This is a genomic window from Marinobacter sp. C2H3 (assembly GCF_037080155.1).
Taxonomy (GTDB): Bacteria; Pseudomonadota; Gammaproteobacteria; order Pseudomonadales; family Oleiphilaceae; genus Marinobacter.
Genome location: NZ_JBBBNZ010000003.1, coordinates 569326 through 586939, shown reverse-complemented (window position 1 = coordinate 586939; position 17614 = coordinate 569326). Strand labels below are relative to the sequence as shown.

The window sequence follows — 17614 nt, the reverse complement described above, 5'->3', positions numbered from 1 at the left end:
GGTCCGGTGAGCGCCAAGCTTAACCCGTCCCGGCGCCGGCTCAAAGCCCCGGGCCGGCGCCGTTATTGCCCGCGGATCTGGGGATAGAGGCGAACGAGCCGGCCGAGCAGCCGGTTCTGGGTAGCCACCGGCACGTTGTTTTTCTCCATGGCCAGGATCAGGTCTTCCGCCAGGGCGTTGAACTGGGTGTCGGTGATGTGCAGCGATTCGTGGGATTCGCGCATGGTTCGCCCGGTGTAAGTGCAAGGGCCGCCGCTGATCTGGCAGAGCTGGTCGGTGAGGTTGCGGTGGAACTGGGTAATGTCCACGCCCTTGAAGGTGTCGTTGATGCGGTCGTCCTCGACGATCACGTACAGCAGGTCCTCGACAATGCGGGCGATGCCGGTGCGCTCACCCAGGGCGTCGTAAAGCGCCGGCGGCTCGGCGCCGAGGCTGGCGGCATTTACGTCGGCGGGATACTGGTTGGCGGCTGTCCCGGCCAGGTTCTGGCAGCCGCCGGCGGCCATTAGCGCCAGCAACAGGCCAGCGGCGGCAAGGCGATGGCGCAGACGGCCGGCAACGTGAAGCGGATGGGACGGTGTCATCAGAAACTCCCCTGCAGCGAAAGGTACACGCCCTGTTGATCGGTCAGGGTGGCGACGTCTCCCAGGTTCACCAGGGCGGCGGTCAGGGCCAGGCGCCGGTCCGGCACCCAGGCGACAAACAGATCCCACCAGTCGTCTTCCCGGGCGAAACTCAGGTTATCCGGCTTTTGCCGGTATTCGGCCCCCACCAGCCAGGCCCGGTTCAGAAACACGCCGACGCTGCCTTCGGCCTGAGCCCGGTAGCCGTTGTTGCGATCGCCACCGAAGCCCAGCAGCCCGCCCTGATTGGCCCGGGTGATGCGGGCGGTGCCGTTCACCAGCAGGTTGCGGCCAAACACGGCGCCGAAGAACAGTTTGCTGCCGCTGAGGTAGGCGTCGTAGCCGGCGTCGTCCTTTGCGCCAATGGCCTCCGGCACGGTGAAGTCCTTCAGGCGCTTGTACTGCACCCCCGCGGACCACTGGCCCCAGGGCGTGTAGAGCACGTCGCCGGTGAGCTGCACCTTGAGGCCGAGGATGTCCTGCTGCAGCTCGTCCTGCTCAATGCCAAAGCCATCCTTGAGGGCAAACACCAGACTGTCCAGGTCCAGCGTCTGGCGGGCCACCGTCAGTTCAACCCGGTTGTGCCAGTTCAGCCCGGCGCTGAGGACGTCCAGGGTGTAATCGTCCACCGTTGCCTGGCTGATGGCGGCGGTGCCGCCCCACTCGGTGTCGCTGGCGTAGCTGCCCAGCAGGGCCCAGGGCACCAGCCCGCCGCCGGCGCTGCCCTCAATGGTGGTGACGCCGCCGGTGGCCCACAGTCGGCTGCCGATGTCGGCAAAGGCCGTGGTGGGCAGGAGCAGGGCGCTGCACAGCAGCAAGAGGCGGGTATTCATCCGGAATTCTCCGTGGCGTTGTGAGTCAGGTTGGCGCGTTGCTGATGCAGTGTCTGGGCTGCGCCGGGCAAGTCAGCCGCAGGCATTGGCCGGCCGAGCGCGAAACCCTGGGCCAGATTGCAGCCCCAGCCCCGCAGCAGGTGCCAGCTGTCGAGATCCTCAATGCCCTCGGCGGCTACCGCCAGACCCAGACCGTGGGCCATATCAATGATAAACCGGACGATCAACTGGTCGTCCGGTTCGCTGCGCAGACGAAGCACGAACGACTTGTCGATTTTCAGCTCCTGCACCGGCAGCTGGCGAAGCTGGGCCAGGGAGGAATAGCCGGTGCCGAAATCGTCCACCGACAGGTGCACCCCCAGCGCGCTGAGCTGGGCCAGGGTTTCCAGGGCGCGCACCGGGTCGTCCATCAGGGCACTTTCGGTGACTTCCAGGGTGATCCGGGACATCGGCTGGGGCCAGTCGGCAAAGGTCCGGGCCACCAGGCCCGGCAGCGCCGGCCAGGTCAGGTCCTTGGCGGACAGGTTAATGGCGATGCCGATGTCCAGTCCCTGGGCGATCCAGCCCCGGGCGTCGTCCGCGACCCGCTGCAGAATGTGTCCGGTCAGGTCGTGAATCTGGCCGGACTGCTCCGCCAGGCTAATGAACTCATCCGGCGACACCGGGCCCAGACTGGGGTGCTGCCAGCGCACCAGGGCTTCCACTTGAACCAGCCGACCGAGGGACACGTCCAGCTTGGGCTGGTAATGCATGGCGAGCTGGCCCTGGCGAATCGCCCCCTGGAGATCGCCAATGATCTGCAGGCGTCGCAGGTGGTTTTCGTCCAGCCCGGGCCGGTACCGCAGCACCGGGTCGTCGCTGCGTGCGGCGCGCTCGAACGTGAGGTTGACCCGCCGGCGAAACTCGTTGAGGGTGCCGGCATCGTCCGGCAGTTGCAGCGTCACGACGGAGGTCCGCACCGTAAACGACGTGTGGTCAATCTCCAGCGGTGTCTGCAACTGCCGGTGCAGCCGGCGAGCGGCGTCGACCTGGGCGGCATCGGACAGCCGTTCAAGCAACAGCAGGAATTCCCGCCCGCCGGTCCGTGCGACCACCAGCGCGGTGGGCCAATGCTCACGCAGACGATTCGCGACCGCCGTCAACACCTGGTCGCCAAAAGCCAGGCCGAGGGAATCGTTGATGCGGGACAGGTCGTTCAGGCGCAGGCCAATGAGCGAACAGGGCTGATTGGCCACCAGCCGCTCCTCAAGGGCGTCGAGCAGGGCAATCCGGTTGGCCAGGCCGGTCACGTCGTCGTGGGTGGCGGCGTGCCGTATATGGGCTTCCCTGTCCCGCAGCCGGGTAAAGGTGTCCCTGAGAGTATTGCGCAGCTGCAGCAGTTCCCCGCCGACCCTTAGGCGCGGCGGTGTTGCGTCCGCGTCGCCGGTGTGAACCCGCCCAATGGCCCTGGCGTACTCGGCCAGTTGGCGCACCGGACGGCTCAGGGTCCGGGCAATGATCATCGCGACCAGGATGGCGAACACCAGGATGGCCAGAACCAGCAAGCCGATCTCCCGGGCCCGCTGATAATATCGCTGGAGACTGGCCTGGCGGTCGACCATCAGGGTGGCGTGCAGGTCTGAGGCTGGATCACTGTCCCCGAGGGCTATCCTCCGCACGAAAAAGCGCTGGTCCGACACGTCCTCCCGGGTACCGCCGAGGTGGCTGGCCGCAAAGGTGGCAAAGGTGGACGCTTTATCGTCCATGGCGGTCTGGAACTCAACCCGGGTGCCGCTCAGCTCGGCAATGATCCGGGCCAGCGCGTCATCAAGCCGGAAACCCGCTACCAGCCAGGCTCGCAGTCCGGGCGCCTGCACCGGTACGACGAGCAGCTCGTAGCCAGTGCCGCGAAAGGCGACCAGCTCCCGGCCATTGCCGGCGCGGTCAAGGAGCCCGTCCGGCAACGGAAACCGGCCCAGGCGGACGGTGCTGGCAATGACCTGCCCCTCGGTGTCGAGCAACACCGCCAGGTCAGCCCCGGCTCGCTCGCTGTGGTTGTCCAGGGCGCTGATGAGCGTGGCCCGGTCGCCGCTGGCAATCGCAGAGAGAAAGCCAAAATCCTGAACCACGACCTGAAGCCGGGAGCGCTCGAGGTCGGCCCGGCGCTGGAGGACTTCCTGGGTCACCCGAGCGCCGATGTCCAGCTGCTCAACGGCGCGCTTTTTTTCATCGTCGAACAGGTAGGCCGCCATCAGGGCGCCGATCACCAGCACGACAACCACCACCAGCGCCACCATCGCGGTGATCAGGCGACCCCGAAACCCGAGACGGCCGAGTCTTCGCATTACAGATCCTGGAAGCGTCGCTGCAGCCGATCCAGGGCGTTGTCCCTGACCGGTTCCGGGGTCAGTTCGAGGGTGAGGTCTGCCGGCGTGTTCGGGTCAACCGTGCGTTTGACCGGGTGGGTGGTGTCCGCCAGGCGGGGATGCCACAGGGTGACCGGAACCCGACCGTCCACCATATCCTCCGCTTCCGCGGACAGGGTGATCCGGCCGTCGGCGTCGGTCTGGCCGATGTCGCTGGTGGAGGTCACCACGATAAACGCCTGCATCCGGTCATGGATGTTGCAGCCCAGCTCGACGATGCCCGGTTTGTCGAACACGATCGGAGCGTCAGGCCGGTCCGCGTAAAGTTTCAGGTTGAAGGGCTTGGCGGGCGAGAAGGAGTAGACCTGATGCTGCGTGTTGTCGCGATTGGGAAAATCCACCCGGGAGCCGACCGGCACGATCAGCAGCTGGGGATGGAACTGGCGGTCTTTCTGGTAGATTTCGGCCTGGACGGGTTTGACCGGCTCGGCGCCGGTCAGGGCCACCACCACTCCGGCCAACGGACCGTTGGCGTCCCGGACCGTGATCCGGATGTCTTTTGCCCACAGCAGGCCCGGCGCCGCCAGCAAGGCGACGCACAGGGCAATGACAGCTTTCATAAAACCCCGAGTGTCTAGGTGCGGCCAGAGCCCAGCGTAAAGCGGATGTGGTTTCTGACCAGCAGGTTTTCCCAATACTGGCGCATCCAGTTCCACGCGGCATGGTTTACCTGCTCTACGAATGGATCCAGATTCAGCTCATAGTAATCGGGCGAGCCGGCAATCTGAAGCACCGTGACGGTTATCGCATCGTCCAGCTCGTTGGCAAACGGCTCACCGATGAGCTGGTGCACCAGCAAGTTGGCCCGGGTGGCTTCCATGTCCACCAGTTCGCTTGCACGGATGGAACGGTTGTTCTCGTGCATTTCTTCCATCAGACGGTGGCACAGGTAGGCCCGGATCAACAGCCCATCGAGGCCGTCGTAGCGGACCAGCAGCACGGACGGCTGGGTAAAGTAACGGGTGGCGGCACTGACAAACGGCTCGAACAGGGCGGCTTTGCCGGCCTGCCGGGCACAGGCCTCGACGCACTCGATCAACCGGGGGGCCATCTCGATGTACTCCACCGCGAACTGGAACAGGGCGGTGGCCGGGGCATAGTCTTCGATGACCACGGACGCGGGCAGCCGCGACGCCCGTTCCCGCATCTGCTGCAGGAAGGTGCCGGTTCTCGCTTCCTTGCGGCGCGCCGTGTCAATGATGTCGAGGACTGCCTGTGGTGTCATGTCCGGAGTGGCCGGTGTCGTTGCCAGTTGAGGTCGCAAGGCGCCTCCCGTCGTTCATCACGGGTCAGGGGGTGGCCGGTGGTACGCGTGGGCACCCTGCCACGGCCGTTTTCCAGTAGTGTAGTCGACATTCCCGGGATTGCTGTGCGGGCGGGAAAATTGCCCGCGGCGTCAGGGCGCGGTGGCGAACCAGGCGCCGGTGCGCTGGTGCCGGAGAAACAGCCAGCCCATGCCCAGGGCCCGCCCCAGCATCAGGCTGATCAGCGCCAGCCATAGGCCGTGATTGCCCAGGCCCTGGCTCAGCCACCAGACCGGCAGGAACACCCCCAGGGCGGCAAACAGCATGGTGTTCTGCATGTCCCGGGTGCGGGTGGCGCCAATGAACACGCCATCGAGCAGAAAACCCCAGACCGCCGCCATGGGCAGCAGCCAGAGCCAGGGCAGGTAGGCAATGGCGGTGGCGCGCACCGCCTCAATGCCGGTGAGCAGGCCGATCAGGGGCCGGCCCCCGAGCACGAACACCACCGTCAGCAGCAGCGAGCCCCACAGGGACCAGCGCAGGGCGCTGCCGAAGGCGGCCCGGAACCGGCGCCGGCTGCCCCGGCCGACCGCCTCCCCCACCAGTGCCTCGGCGGCGTTGGCAAAGCCGTCCAGAGCGTTGGAGATCACCATCAGAAAGGTGATCAGCACGGCGTTGGCGGCCAGGATCACCTCCCCCTGGCGGGCGCCCTGGGCGGTGAAAAACGCCAGCACCAGCAGCAGGGTGACCGTGCGCACCAACAGGTAGCGATTGACCCGCAGGATGGCCAGGTAATCGGCCAGCCGGCCCAGCAGCGCCGGCCAGGGCCAGGCGCCCCGGGGCCGCCTGGCCAGCACCAGGGCGAAGCCGATCAGGGCGGCACCGTATTCCGCGCAGACCGTCGCCAGCGCCACGCCCCGGCTGTTCCAGCCCAGGCCGGTGACAAACAGCACGTCCAGCACGATGTTCACGCCGTTGGCGACGATCAGCATCACCATGGGCCCCCGGGGCGCCTGCATGCCGATCATCCAGCCCACCAGGGTGTACTGGCACAGCACCGCCGGCGCGCTCCAGATACGGATGGCCGCGTACTCCGCCGCCAGTGCCCGCACCTCCGGCCCCGGCTCCATCAGGGTCAGCCCCAGGGCAATGAGCGGCCGGTGCGTGGCAATCAGCACCAGGCCAATGGCCACCGCCAGCAGCACGGAGCGCAGCAGCAGGGCGGTCTGGGCGAACGGGTCACGCCGGCCCCAGGCTTGCGCCGCCAGGCCGGTGGTGCCCATACGCATGAAGCCGAAGGTCCAGTACAGCAGGCTGAACAGGTTCGCGCCCACCGCCACCGCGCCCAGATACTCCGGCGAGTCCAGGTGGCCGAGCACGGCGGTGTCCACCAGGCCGAGCAGGGGCACGGTCAGGTTGGTCAGCATCAGGGGCCAGGCCAGGGCCCACAGGCGCCGGTCGGTTCGGGTGAGCCATCGGGACATATGCGATCTGATTATGAGTGGTAGCGTGTTAGCACATTTGGATTTAGGCGATTTTTTAACCTTTCCGAACCCCCTGTCTATACTCCGGGAGAGGCCCTGGAGGGGAACCGGGACTCGCCAGGAACAACAAGAGCAACAACAGGAACAACAGCCTCTGGAGACGCGGTATGTGCGTGTGGGCCAGGCGAACGGTAGCGTTGTTGGTTGGATTGGTGACGGCGATGGACGCCAGCGCCGACTGGACGGTGAATCTCCGGCCGGGCGCGACGGGCATCAGCCACGATATATTCGGGCTGCACATGGCCATTCTGTGGATTTGTGTGGCCATTGGCGTCGTCGTATTCGGCGTTATGTTCTACGCCATCGTTGCCCACCGCAAGTCCCGGGGCCACAAGCCGGCCCGCTTTCATGAAAACACCACCGTTGAAGTGCTCTGGACCCTCATCCCCTCGATCATTCTGGTGATCATGGTGGTGCCGGCCACGGCGACCCTGATGGATATCTACGACACCTCCGGCGCCGACCTGGACATTCGCATTACCGGCTACCAGTGGAAATGGCGCTACCAGTACGTGGACGACGACTTCGGCTACTTCTCCAACCTGGTCACCCCCCAGGACCAGATCCACAACCGCCAGACCAAGAACGAGCACTACCTGCTGGAGGTGGACAACCCGCTGGTGTTGCCGGTGGGCCGCAAGATCCGCTTTCTGGTGACCTCCAACGACGTCATCCATTCCTGGTGGGTGCCGGACCTGGGCGTCAAAAAGGACGCCATCCCCGGCTACATCAACGAAACCTGGACCCGCATCGACAAGCCCGGCCTGTACCGGGGCCAGTGTGCCGAACTGTGCGGCAAGAACCACGGCTTCATGCCGGTGGTGGTCAAGGCGGTGCCGGCGCCGGAGTACGCCGCCTGGGTGAGTGACCAGAAGGCCGCCGCCGAGCAGGAACGCCTGCTCACCGAGAAGGACTGGACCCTGGAGGAACTGGTGGCCCGGGGCGAGCAGGTCTATCAGACCACCTGCGCCGCCTGCCACCAGCCGGACGGCTCCGGCGCACCGCCGGCGTTCCCGGCGCTGAACGGCAGCCCGGTGGCCACCGGTGATGCCAACGGCCACATCGAGGTGGTGCTTAATGGTCGCCAGGGCACCGCCATGCAGGCCTTCGGCAAGCAGCTCAGCGAGGTCGATCTGGCGGCGGTGATCACCTACGAGCGCAACGCCTGGGGCAACCACACCGGTGACAAGGTCACGCCCCAGGACATCGTGGCGTATCGCAAACAGCATTCGTCACCCTGACAGGGAGAGCGCCATGAGCACGGTTGCACAGAGCCATACCGAGGGCTACGGCCACGGTCCGGCCCGGGGCATTACCCGCTGGCTGCTGACCACCAACCACAAGGACATCGGGACCATGTACCTGGTGTTCAGCTTCACCATGTTCCTGCTCGGCGGCAGCATGGCCATGGTGATCCGCGCCGAGCTGTTCCAGCCGGGGCTGCAGATCGTGCAGCCGGAGTTCTTCAACCAGATGACCACCATGCACGGGCTGATCATGGTGTTCGGCGCCGTCATGCCCGCCTTCGTCGGGCTCGCCAACTGGATGATTCCGCTCATGATCGGCGCGCCGGACATGGCCCTGCCCCGGATGAACAACTGGAGCTTCTGGCTGCTGCCCTGCGCCTTCCTGATCCTGGTGTCCACCTTGTTCATGGAGGGCGGTGCCCCCAACTTCGGCTGGACCTTCTACGCGCCCCTGTCCACCACCTACGGGCCGCCGAGCACCACCTTTTTCATCTTTGCCATTCACATCATGGGCATCTCGTCGATCATGGGGGCCATCAACGTGATCGCCACCATTCTCAACCTTCGGGCCCCGGGCATGACCCTGATGAAAATGCCCCTGTTCGTGTGGACCTGGCTGATCACCGCGTTCCTGCTGCTGGCGGTGATGCCGGTCCTGGCCGGGGTGGTCACCATGATGCTGATGGACATCAACTTCGGTACCAGCTTCTTTGACGCCTCCGGCGGCGGCGACCCGGTGCTGTTCCAGCACGTGTTCTGGTTTTTCGGTCACCCCGAGGTGTACATCATGATCCTGCCGGCGTTCGGGGCGGTCTCCCACATCATTCCCGCGTTCTCCCGCAAGCCGCTGTTCGGCTACCACTCCATGGTGTACGCGGTGGTGGCCATCGCCCTGCTGTCGTTCATCGTCTGGGCGCACCACATGTTCACCGTGGGCGTGCCGCTCACCGGGCAGATCTTCTTCATGTACGCCACCATGCTGATCGCCGTGCCCACCGGGGTGAAGGTGTTCAACTGGGTGGCCACCATGTTCCGGGGTTCGCTGACCTTCGAGGCGCCCATGCTGTTTGCGGTGGCGTTTGTCATCCTGTTTTCCATCGGCGGCTTTTCCGGGCTGATGCTGGCCATCGCGCCGTCGGATTTCCAGTATCACGACACCTACTTCGTGGTGGCCCACTTCCACTATGTGCTGGTGCCCGGCGCCATCTTCGGCATCTTCGCGTCCGCCTACTTTTGGCTGCCGAAATGGACCGGCCACATGTACGACGAAGTGCTCGCCAAGACCCATTTCTGGCTCTCGTTCATTGGCATGAACATGGCCTTTTTCCCCATGCATTTCCTGGGGCTGGCAGGCATGCCGCGGCGGATTCCGGACTATGCCCTGCAGTTTGCCGACTTTAACCGGGTGTCCAGCATCGGGGCCTTTACCTTCGGCGCCACCCAACTGCTGTTCCTGTTTATCGTGATCAAGTGCGTGCGCGGCGGCGCGCCGGCCCCGGCCAAACCCTGGGAGGGCGCCGAAGGCCTGGAGTGGACGGTGCCGTCGCCCGCTCCCTATCACACCTTCAGCACCCCGCCGGAGGTGCGCTGATCGCAGGAGGCTGCCATGGCGGTGCATCAGACCTACTACGTGCCGGCCCAGAGCAAGTGGCCGATCATTGCCACGGTCGGGCTTGGCCTGACCCTGTTCGGGGTGGCTTCCATCCTGGTGCAGGGGCGTCAGGGCAACAGCACCACGGTGCCCTGGGCGGTGTTTTTCGCCGGGGCCCTGATCATGGCCTACATGCTGTTCGGCTGGTTTGGCAATGTCATCCGGGAGGGCCGGGCGGGGCTGTACAGCCCCCAGATGGACCGCACCTTCCGCTGGGGCATGAGCTGGTTCATTTTTTCCGAGGTGATGTTCTTCGCCGCCTTCTTTGGCGCCCTGTTCTACGTGCGCACCTTTGCCGTTCCCTGGCTCGGCGGCGAGGGCGACCGGGGCTCGTCAGCGATGCTGTGGGACGGTTTCCGGGCCACCTGGCCGCTGCTGGAAAACCCGGACCCGGCGCGCTATCCGGGCCCCCGGGAGGTGATCGGGCCCTGGGGGCTGCCGCTGGTCAACACCCTGCTGCTGGTCAGTTCCTCGGTAACGGTGACCATCGCCCACCACGCTCTGAAGAGCGGCCACCGTGGCCGGGTCAAGGCGTGGCTGGGTGCCACCATCCTGCTGGGCCTGGGGTTCATCACGCTGCAGGCCTTTGAGTACCACCACGCCTACACCGAGCTGGACCTGACCCTGCATTCCGGCATTTACGGCACCACCTTTTTCATGCTCACCGGTTTCCACGGCGCCCACGTGACCCTGGGCTCGCTGATGCTGATCATCATGCTGGTGCGGGTATTCCGGGGCCACTTCACCACGGAGCATCACTTCGCGTTCGAGGCGGCGTCCTGGTACTGGCACTTCGTGGATGTGGTGTGGTTGGGGCTGTTCGTGTTCGTGTACATCCTGTGAGCATGGCCGGCTCAGGGCGTCGGGTGCAGGGTAAGCCCGCCCTGCCAGAGCGCCAGGATGATCACGATCAGCAGCAGCACGCTGAGCAGCACCCGCAGGGCCAGGGAATGCACCACCCGGCGGGTTTTGCCGCCGTCGCGGATCAGGAAGAACAGCCCGCTGAACAGGCTGGCGATCACGGCGAGCAGCAGCAACACAATGATGGCTTTGAGCATGGCGGGGCCCGCCCCGTGGAGACACCTTCCAACACTATAGCAGGGCGACGGGGCCGGCGACGCCTGCTGGTGTTTGCCGGGTTGATGATGCCGGTCCTGATCAGCCTGGGGGTGTGGCAACTGAACCGGGCGGCCGAGAAGCAGGCCCTGCTGGACCGCTGGCAGGCGCAGGTGGATACCCTGCCCTGGGCCGAGGTGGCGCGCCGTCCGATGGCGTTAGACCAGCCGGTGCGGGTGACCGGGCACTACGACGACGCCATCTGGTTGCTGGACAACCGCACCCGGGACGGCCGGCCCGGCTACGAGGTCATCAACCGCTTCGTGCCGGATCTGGGGCCAGCCGTACTGGTCAACCGGGGCTGGGTGCCCGCGCCGGCCCGCCGGGACCAATTGCCAGAGGTGAGCGTGCCGACGGCACCGGTCACCCTGGCCGGTCGCCTGGCGGATTACCCGGAGCCGCCGGTCCTGGGCGACGAGGCCGAGCCCGGCGACTGGCCCCGGCGAGTCCAGCGGTTGCCCAGAACGGTGGCGGAAGCGTCGGTGGGGCCGCTGACCGCCTACTTGATCCGTCTGCGGGACGATACCCAGCGGGGCGCCTTCCGGGCCGACTGGGCGCCAGAGATGATGGGGCCGACGACCCACTATGGCTACGCCGCCCAGTGGTTCAGCCTGGCGGTGGTTCTGGCCGTGCTGACGTGGCGAGCCTGCCGTCGGCCCCGACGCCCCGGATCAAACGCACAAGGAGATGGCCATGAACGCAATCCCGACCCGCTCTGACCAATCACCCTCCGGGGCGGCATCGAACGCGTCGGCGCGACCCACCGCTGCCGACGTTCGCCGCGCCCGGCGCACCGCGGGCCTCCTGTTTGTGCTGGGCTTTGGCCCCATGCTGCTGGCCACGGTGATGTACTACACCGGCTGGCTGACCCCGAACGGCCAGACCAACCGGGGCGAGCTGATCCAGCCGCCGCTGCCGGTGGCCGGCCTGGCGCTGCAGACCGCCGACGGCGAACCCCTCGGTCACCGGTTCGGCCCGGCCGTGGGCGAGCCCCAATGGCTGTTGCTGGTGGTGGCCGGCCGGTGCGGGGCGGACTGTGAACAGCTGCTGTACCTGACCCGCCAGGTCAACATCGCCCTGGGCAAGAACGCCAATCGGGTGTCCCGGGCGGCGCTGCTGGCGGAGGTGTCCGATGACCTGGCCGGACGCTGGAGCGAGGCCTATGGCCGGACCGAGCGGCTGTCGGTAATGCCCGGCCAGACACCTGCTTGGCCCGACGGGCTGGTGCCGGCATCGGCGCCCGGCGTGCTGCTGGTGGACCCCCACGGCAACCTGGTGATGCGCTACGGCCCATCCCACACCGGCAAGGACATACTCACGGATCTCAAGCACCTGCTGAAACTGTCGAACATCGGCTGACCGGGGAGGTGACCCATGCGCGGCATCTACAGTCACAGTCTCCACCAGGCCCAGCCCAGGGCCGAGCCCCAACGCCGGGAGCCTGATCGGGCCCGGCTCCAGCGTTTGGCCGCCTGGGCCACGGCGACCACCCTGCTGGCGTTCCTGGTGATCGGGCTGGGGGCCTGGACCCGGCTGATGCACGCTGGCCTGGGCTGCCCGGACTGGCCCGGCTGCTACGGTTTTCTCACGGTGCCCGGCAGCGACCAGGCCATCGCCCTGGCCAACGCCCGGTTTCCAGCCACCCCGGTGATACCCTCCCAGGGCTGGCCGGAAATGATCCACCGCTACGCCGCCGGCCTGCTCAGCCTGAGCGTGTTCGGGCTGGCGGTCACGGCGATACGGCACCGCCGTCGCCGGACTCCGGAATCCCTGCGGTTGCCGTTGGGCCTGCCGCTGTTCATCGCCGGCTTCGTGACCCTCCAGGCGGCGTTCGGCATGTGGACGGTGACCCTCAAGCTCTGGCCCCAGGTGGTGACCCTGCATCTGCTTGGCGGCTTTACCACCCTTAGCCTGCTGGCCCTGCTCAGCCTTCGGCTGTGGCGGTTGTCCGGACGCGCGCCTGAATCCGGATCCGGGCCCCATCCCACGCGCCGGCCGGGCGCGCCCGCTTCCCGCGGCCTGCTGGCCTGCCGGCCCTGGTTGCATTTGGGCCTGGTGCTGGTCAGCCTGCAAATCGCCCTTGGTGCCTGGACCGCCGCCAACTACGCCGCCGTTGCCTGCGTTGACCTGCCCACCTGCCAGGGCCAGTGGTGGCCCGAGGGTATGGATTTCCGGCACGGGTTTGACGTCACCCAACAGGTGGGCCCGAACTACCTCGGCGGACAGCTTCAGACCCGGGGCCGGGTGGCCATTCACGTCGCCCACCGTTTGGGCGCCGCCACGGTGCTCGTCTATTTTCTGGTGCTGTTACCGGTACTATGGCGTCGCCGGGGCTCATACGGGCTTGGCGGGGCCATCCTGCTGGTGGCGGCGCTGCTCACCGGCCAGATTGGCCTTGGCCTCGCCAACGTACTGCTGCACGTGCCGGTACCGGTCGCCCTGACCCACAACCTGCTGGGCGCGGGCCTGCTGCTGTCGGTGGTGCACCTGGCCTGGCGTTGCCACCACCTGCCGGAACCCCGGCCCCTGCGCCAGCACCGCCCGGCCCTCATCCCCAGGCGTGCGGCGGTGTGACCGGGGCGAGGGCGCCTGACAAACGCCCCGTCTTGGCCTAGACTGCCCGCTTCTCAATACGTAGCACACTTACGATCGGGCCGAATCCATGACCACCGTTGCGCCGTCCTCATCACCGTCATCCGAGCCCTCCCTCTACGGCACGCTGCTGGCCGGCGGGCTCCTGCTGCTGGTGGTACACGGCCTGGGCCGGTTCATCTTCACGCCGCTGCTGCCGTACCTGGTGGCGGACGGCCAGGTCACCGCGCCCCAAGGCGCGGCGGTGGCCACCTGGAATTACCTGGGTTACCTGATCGGCGCCATCCTCGCCATCCGCTGGCACCGCATCCACCACATCCGCCGGATGCTGCCCCTGTTCCTGCTGGTGCACCTGGTCACCACACTGATCCTGACCCAGACCGACAACCTCACCGCCATCGCCGCCAACCGCTGGCTCAACGGCGTCGCCAACGGGGTGGTGTTCGTGCAGGCGCCGGCGCTGATTCTGGAATGGCTGGTGCTGCGGGGCCGGCCCGACCTGAGCGGGCTGGTGTACATTGGCGTTGGCATCGGTCTGCTGGTGTCCAGCGGCCTGGTCAGCGGCACCGCCACCAGCCTGAGCGGCGCCGAACGCTGGTGGCCGGCCCTTCTGCTGTCCGTGCCCCTGGCCTGGTGGGGCACCGTTCGCCTGCGGGCCCTGAACGTCCCGGACCGGGCCCCGGACGATACCGGCCGCCATCCGCCCAACCAGCCGCTTCTGGACCGGGCCAGCATCCCGCTGTTCCTCTCCTACGCCGGCGCCGGCCTGGGCTACATCCTGCCGATGACCTTCCTGCCCCTGCTGGCCAGCCTGGAGCTGCCCGCCGGCCACTGGCTGGTGGACGGCACCTGGCTTATCGCGGCCCTGTTCACCATCCCCGCCTCCTGGCTGTGGAACCACCTCGGCGCCCGCATCGGCGACCTCCGTGCCCTGCGCCTGAACTTCCTCATTCAGCTGCTTGGCGTCCTGGCCGCTCTGGTCAGCCCCGGCCCGGTCGGCCTGGTGCTTTGCGCGGCCCTGGTGGGCAGCACCTTCCTCGGCACCGTCCTGCTCACCCTGCGCATCGGCCGCGCCCTGCACCCGCAACAGGGGCCGCGCCTGTCCGCCGCCCTGGTGGCCCTGTACGGCTTCACCCAGATGGTCGGCCCCTGGCTCACCAAATATTGGCTCGAGGCGGGCGGCACCCTGCTCTCCGCCTTCGGCATCGGCGTCGCCGCCCTGGCCCTCGGGCTTGTGTTTGCGTTTCTGGTGCCTTCTGGGTTTCGGCGGTAGTTCTTTTTGGGGGCGGACCGAGGGCGAGGGGGGTATTTTCCTCTGGGGAAACGAACTCGCTTCGCTCAGACACCGTTTCTCCCGACGGAAAATACCCCCCTCGCCCTCGGTCTTCGACCATTGGGGATACCGCTGGTGGGAGTGGGTTTCGTGGGGCACCTTCAACGGGGGTGGGGGGAACGTGGGTTCCTTCATCTCCGCGACTGGTTGATCAAAAACCTCCGCCGCTTTCAACCCAATCCATGAGAGCCACCCATTCAACCCATCAAGCCAACGCAGCAACCCAATTCATCAGTCCAGCCCATCAATCCGACCCATCAGTTCGGCCCATCAACCCCGGCCAAAGTCATGCTACCCTCTGGCGATATCTCAGCCTTTCGGCAGGGTGTGGGGGGTGTTTGTTTTTTTGGGGCCGAAAAAGGTGTCCGAGCGAAGCGAGTTCTTTTTCAACCCAAAAAAACAAACACCCCCCACGCCCACTCCAAACCCCCAGGCTAAACCCAGCCCAGACAAAACATGCTCCCAATAGACAACCTGCTCCCAGACCTGACGCAAACCCTGGCGGACCACACCACCGCCCTGCTGCAGGCCCCGCCGGGCGCCGGTAAAACCACCCGGGTGCCCCTGGCCCTGCTCGACGCCCCCTGGCGCCAGGGCCGGACGCTGCTGATGCTCGAACCCCGGCGACTGGCCGCCAGATCCGCCGCCCGCTACATGGCAAAACAACTGGGGGAAGCGCCGGGCCAGACCGTCGGCTACCGCACCCGCCTGGACAGCAAAGTCTCCGGCGCCACCCAAATCGAAGTGGTCACCGAAGGCATCCTCACCCGCCTGATCCAGGACGACCCCATGCTCGAACGCTACGCCGCCGTGCTGTTCGACGAATTCCACGAACGCTCCCTGCAGGCCGACCTGGGCCTCGCCCTGGTCCGGGAAACCCAGCAGGCCCTGAGGGACGATCTCCGGGTGCTGGTGATGTCCGCCACCCTCGACACCGCCCCCATCGCCCGCCTGCTCGATAACGCCCCCGTCCTCACCAGCGAAGGCCGGGCCTACCCGGTGGATGTGATCTACCGGCCGGCGGGCCGCAACAGCCGCCTGCCGGACCAGGTAGCCGCCGTCGTGCACGAAGCACTCGCCGACCAGGACGGCTCCTTGCTGGTGTTCCTGCCCGGGGCCGGGGAAATCCGCCGGGTGGCCCAGGCGCTGGCGGGCCAGCTGCCGGCCGGGGTGCATCTGGCGCCCCTGTATGGCAACCTCCGGGCCGAAGAGCAGGACCGGGCCATCGCCCCGGCGCCGGCGGGAGAACGCAAGGTGGTGCTGGCCACCGCCATCGCCGAAACCAGTTTGACCATCGACGGCGTGCGGGTGGTGATCGACGCCGGGTTGCAGCGCCGGGCCGTGTTCGACCCCAACAGCGGCATGACCCGCCTGATGACCGGGCGGGTCTCCAAGGCCTCCGCGGAGCAGCGTAAAGGCCGGGCCGGGCGCATCGAGCCCGGGGTCTGCTATCGGCTGTGGAGCGAAACGGAACAGTTCGGCCTGGCGGAGTACACGCCGCCGGAGATTCGCGAGGCGGATCTGGCGCCGCTGGTGCTGGAGCTGGCCCAGTGGGGCGCCCGCACGCCGGACGCCGTGGCCTGGATTGATCCGCCGCCGGCCGCCCACTGGCAGCAGGCGGTCACCCTGCTGCAGTGGCTGGACCTGCTCGATGCCGACGGCGCCATCACCGACCACGGCAAGGCGGCGCGCGCTCTGGGCCTGCACCCCCGGCTGGCCCACATGGTGTTGCGGGCCCGAGACCTTGGGCCGGGCCTGGCCGAGCTGGCGGCCGAGCTGGCCGCGCTGCTGGAAGAACGGGATCTGCTGGGCCCCGGCGCCGGTGCGGATCTGCACGAGCGGGTGCGGGTACTGCGCGGGGAATCCGGCCATCGCGGTGTCGACCCGCAGCGGCTCAAACAGGTGCGGCAGGCCGCCCGTCGTCTGGTGTCGGGCGCCGGCGCATCGACCGCAACGGCGCCGGCTGCCCCGGCGGTGGGCCGGCTGCTGGCCCAGGCCTACCCGGACCGGGTGGGCCGACGTCGCCCGGGCGACGCGCCCCGGTACCAGCTCAGCAATGGCAAGGGCGCGGTGCTGCGGGACGACGATCCGCTGGGTCGGGAAGACTGGCTGGTGGCGGCGGAGCTGGACGGTCATGCCCGGGAGGCCACCGTGTACCTGGCGGCGCCGGTGGATCTGGCCGACCTGGAACGGGACATGGCCGGCCACATCGAGACCCGTGACGAAGCTACCTGGGACGACCGTCGCGGCACGGTGGTGGCCCGGCGGGTGCGGCGGCTGGGCGCTCTGGTCCTGGCGGAGCAGCCGCTGGCCACGGTCGATCCGGCCCTGGTGCAGCAAGGCCTGATGGACGCCGTGCGCCGCCGCGGCCTGGGTGCGCTCAACTGGACCGCGTCCGCCCGCCAGTGGCAGGCCCGGGTGCAGCTGCTGGCGCGGCTGATTCCGGACGAGTGGCCGGACGTCAGCGACGAGGCCCTGATGGCCCGCCTCAATGACTGGCTGGCCCCGTTCACCGCCGGCCTGACCCGCTGGTCGGCGCTGGCCGAACTGGACCTGTGGCCGGCCCTGAACAGCCTGTTGCCTTACCCACGGCAACAGCAGCTGGACGAACTGGCGCCAAAGGCCCTGACCATTCCCACCGGCCAGTCGGTCACCCTGGACTACCGGGCGGACAACGGTCCGGTGCTGGCGGCCAAGCTGCAGGCCCTGTTCGGCTGGACCGACACGCCCCGGGTCGCCGGCGGCCGGGTGCCCGTGGTGATCCACCTGCTGTCGCCGGCCCAGCGGCCCCTGGCGGTGACGGCGGACCTGGCCAGTTTCTGGGTGAACGCTTACCCGGAGGTGCGCAAGGACATGCGCGGGCGTTACCCCAAGCATCCCTGGCCCGAAGACCCGCTCACCGCCGAGCCCCGCCAGGGCGTAAAACCCCGCCCGGGAGGCCGCGGCTGACGGGGCTTTGCGGCCCCCGGCACGCTATGTACAAATAGCGCTTGCCAGGAACCGGAACCTGCATAAAAATGCCGTCG

15 protein-coding genes are annotated in these 17614 nt (G+C 67.3%); 8 read left to right on the top strand and 7 right to left on the bottom strand.

Going from position 1 to position 17614, the window contains the following annotated elements; all coding sequences use genetic code 11:
* Positions 1-62: 62 nt before the first annotated feature.
* From V3388_RS12045 to V3388_RS12020, 6 genes are all read right to left on the bottom strand, one after another.
* Complete coding sequence (locus tag V3388_RS12045) at positions 63-584, bottom strand: group I truncated hemoglobin (protein WP_336367799.1); 522 nt, start codon at positions 582-584, stop codon at positions 63-65.
* On the bottom strand, positions 584-1456 hold the full coding sequence (locus tag V3388_RS12040) for a DUF3034 family protein (RefSeq protein ID WP_336367798.1): 873 nt from the start codon (positions 1454-1456) through the stop codon (positions 584-586). The genes V3388_RS12045 and V3388_RS12040 overlap by 1 nt, the downstream gene beginning before the upstream one ends.
* Entirely contained in the window at positions 1453-3780 is a 2328-nt protein-coding gene (locus tag V3388_RS12035; RefSeq protein WP_336367797.1) for a putative bifunctional diguanylate cyclase/phosphodiesterase, read from the bottom strand. The genes V3388_RS12040 and V3388_RS12035 overlap by 4 nt, the downstream gene beginning before the upstream one ends.
* Positions 3780-4421, bottom strand: a complete 642-nt coding sequence (locus V3388_RS12030) for a methylamine utilization protein (protein WP_336367796.1) — start codon at positions 4419-4421, stop codon at positions 3780-3782. The genes V3388_RS12035 and V3388_RS12030 overlap by 1 nt, the downstream gene beginning before the upstream one ends.
* A 14-nt stretch (positions 4422-4435) precedes the next feature.
* Positions 4436-5086: a hypothetical protein gene (locus V3388_RS12025; RefSeq protein WP_336367795.1), complete on the bottom strand. Its 651-nt coding sequence runs from the start codon at positions 5084-5086 to the stop codon at positions 4436-4438.
* A 171-nt stretch (positions 5087-5257) separates the two neighbouring features.
* A complete protein-coding gene (locus V3388_RS12020; RefSeq protein WP_336367794.1) occupies positions 5258-6589 on the bottom strand; it encodes an MATE family efflux transporter in 1332 nt (443 codons plus the stop codon).
* Positions 6590-6756: 167 nt separating this feature from the next.
* Between V3388_RS12020 and coxB the strand changes: the two genes are divergently transcribed.
* From coxB to V3388_RS12005, 3 genes are read left to right on the top strand one after another with little or no spacing between them, the layout of a single operon-like run.
* Positions 6757-7890 (top strand): cytochrome c oxidase subunit II, encoded by a 1134-nt coding sequence (coxB, locus tag V3388_RS12015; RefSeq protein WP_336367793.1) that lies wholly within the window; start codon positions 6757-6759, stop codon positions 7888-7890.
* 13 nt (positions 7891-7903) lie between these two features.
* Complete coding sequence (gene ctaD, locus V3388_RS12010) at positions 7904-9487, top strand: cytochrome c oxidase subunit I (protein ID WP_336367792.1); 1584 nt, start codon at positions 7904-7906, stop codon at positions 9485-9487.
* A gap of 15 nt (positions 9488-9502) precedes the next feature.
* A complete protein-coding gene (locus V3388_RS12005) occupies positions 9503-10390 on the top strand; it encodes a cytochrome c oxidase subunit 3 (protein WP_336367791.1) in 888 nt (295 codons plus the stop codon).
* A gap of 11 nt (positions 10391-10401) precedes the next feature.
* On the opposite strand, the gene V3388_RS12000 is transcribed toward V3388_RS12005, so the two are convergent.
* Positions 10402-10605: a twin transmembrane helix small protein gene (locus tag V3388_RS12000; RefSeq protein WP_336367790.1), complete on the bottom strand. Its 204-nt coding sequence runs from the start codon at positions 10603-10605 to the stop codon at positions 10402-10404.
* Between the two features lie 15 nt (positions 10606-10620).
* Here V3388_RS12000 and V3388_RS11995 point away from each other — a divergent pair, with 15 nt between their 5' ends.
* From V3388_RS11995 to hrpB, 5 genes are all read left to right on the top strand, one after another.
* Positions 10621-11382: an SURF1 family protein gene (locus V3388_RS11995; protein WP_336367789.1), complete on the top strand. Its 762-nt coding sequence runs from the start codon at positions 10621-10623 to the stop codon at positions 11380-11382.
* A complete protein-coding gene (locus V3388_RS11990) occupies positions 11357-12022 on the top strand; it encodes a hypothetical protein (RefSeq protein WP_336367788.1) in 666 nt (221 codons plus the stop codon). Before V3388_RS11995 ends, V3388_RS11990 begins: the two co-directional genes overlap by 26 nt.
* 15 nt (positions 12023-12037) lie before the next feature.
* On the top strand, positions 12038-13237 hold the full coding sequence (locus tag V3388_RS11985) for a COX15/CtaA family protein (protein ID WP_336367787.1): 1200 nt from the start codon (positions 12038-12040) through the stop codon (positions 13235-13237).
* An 88-nt stretch (positions 13238-13325) separates the two neighbouring features.
* Positions 13326-14528: a YbfB/YjiJ family MFS transporter gene (locus V3388_RS11980; protein WP_336367786.1), complete on the top strand. Its 1203-nt coding sequence runs from the start codon at positions 13326-13328 to the stop codon at positions 14526-14528.
* A 516-nt stretch (positions 14529-15044) separates the two neighbouring features.
* Positions 15045-17537: an ATP-dependent helicase HrpB gene (gene hrpB, locus V3388_RS11975; RefSeq protein ID WP_336367785.1), complete on the top strand. Its 2493-nt coding sequence runs from the start codon at positions 15045-15047 to the stop codon at positions 17535-17537.
* Positions 17538-17614: the final 77 nt, after the last annotated feature.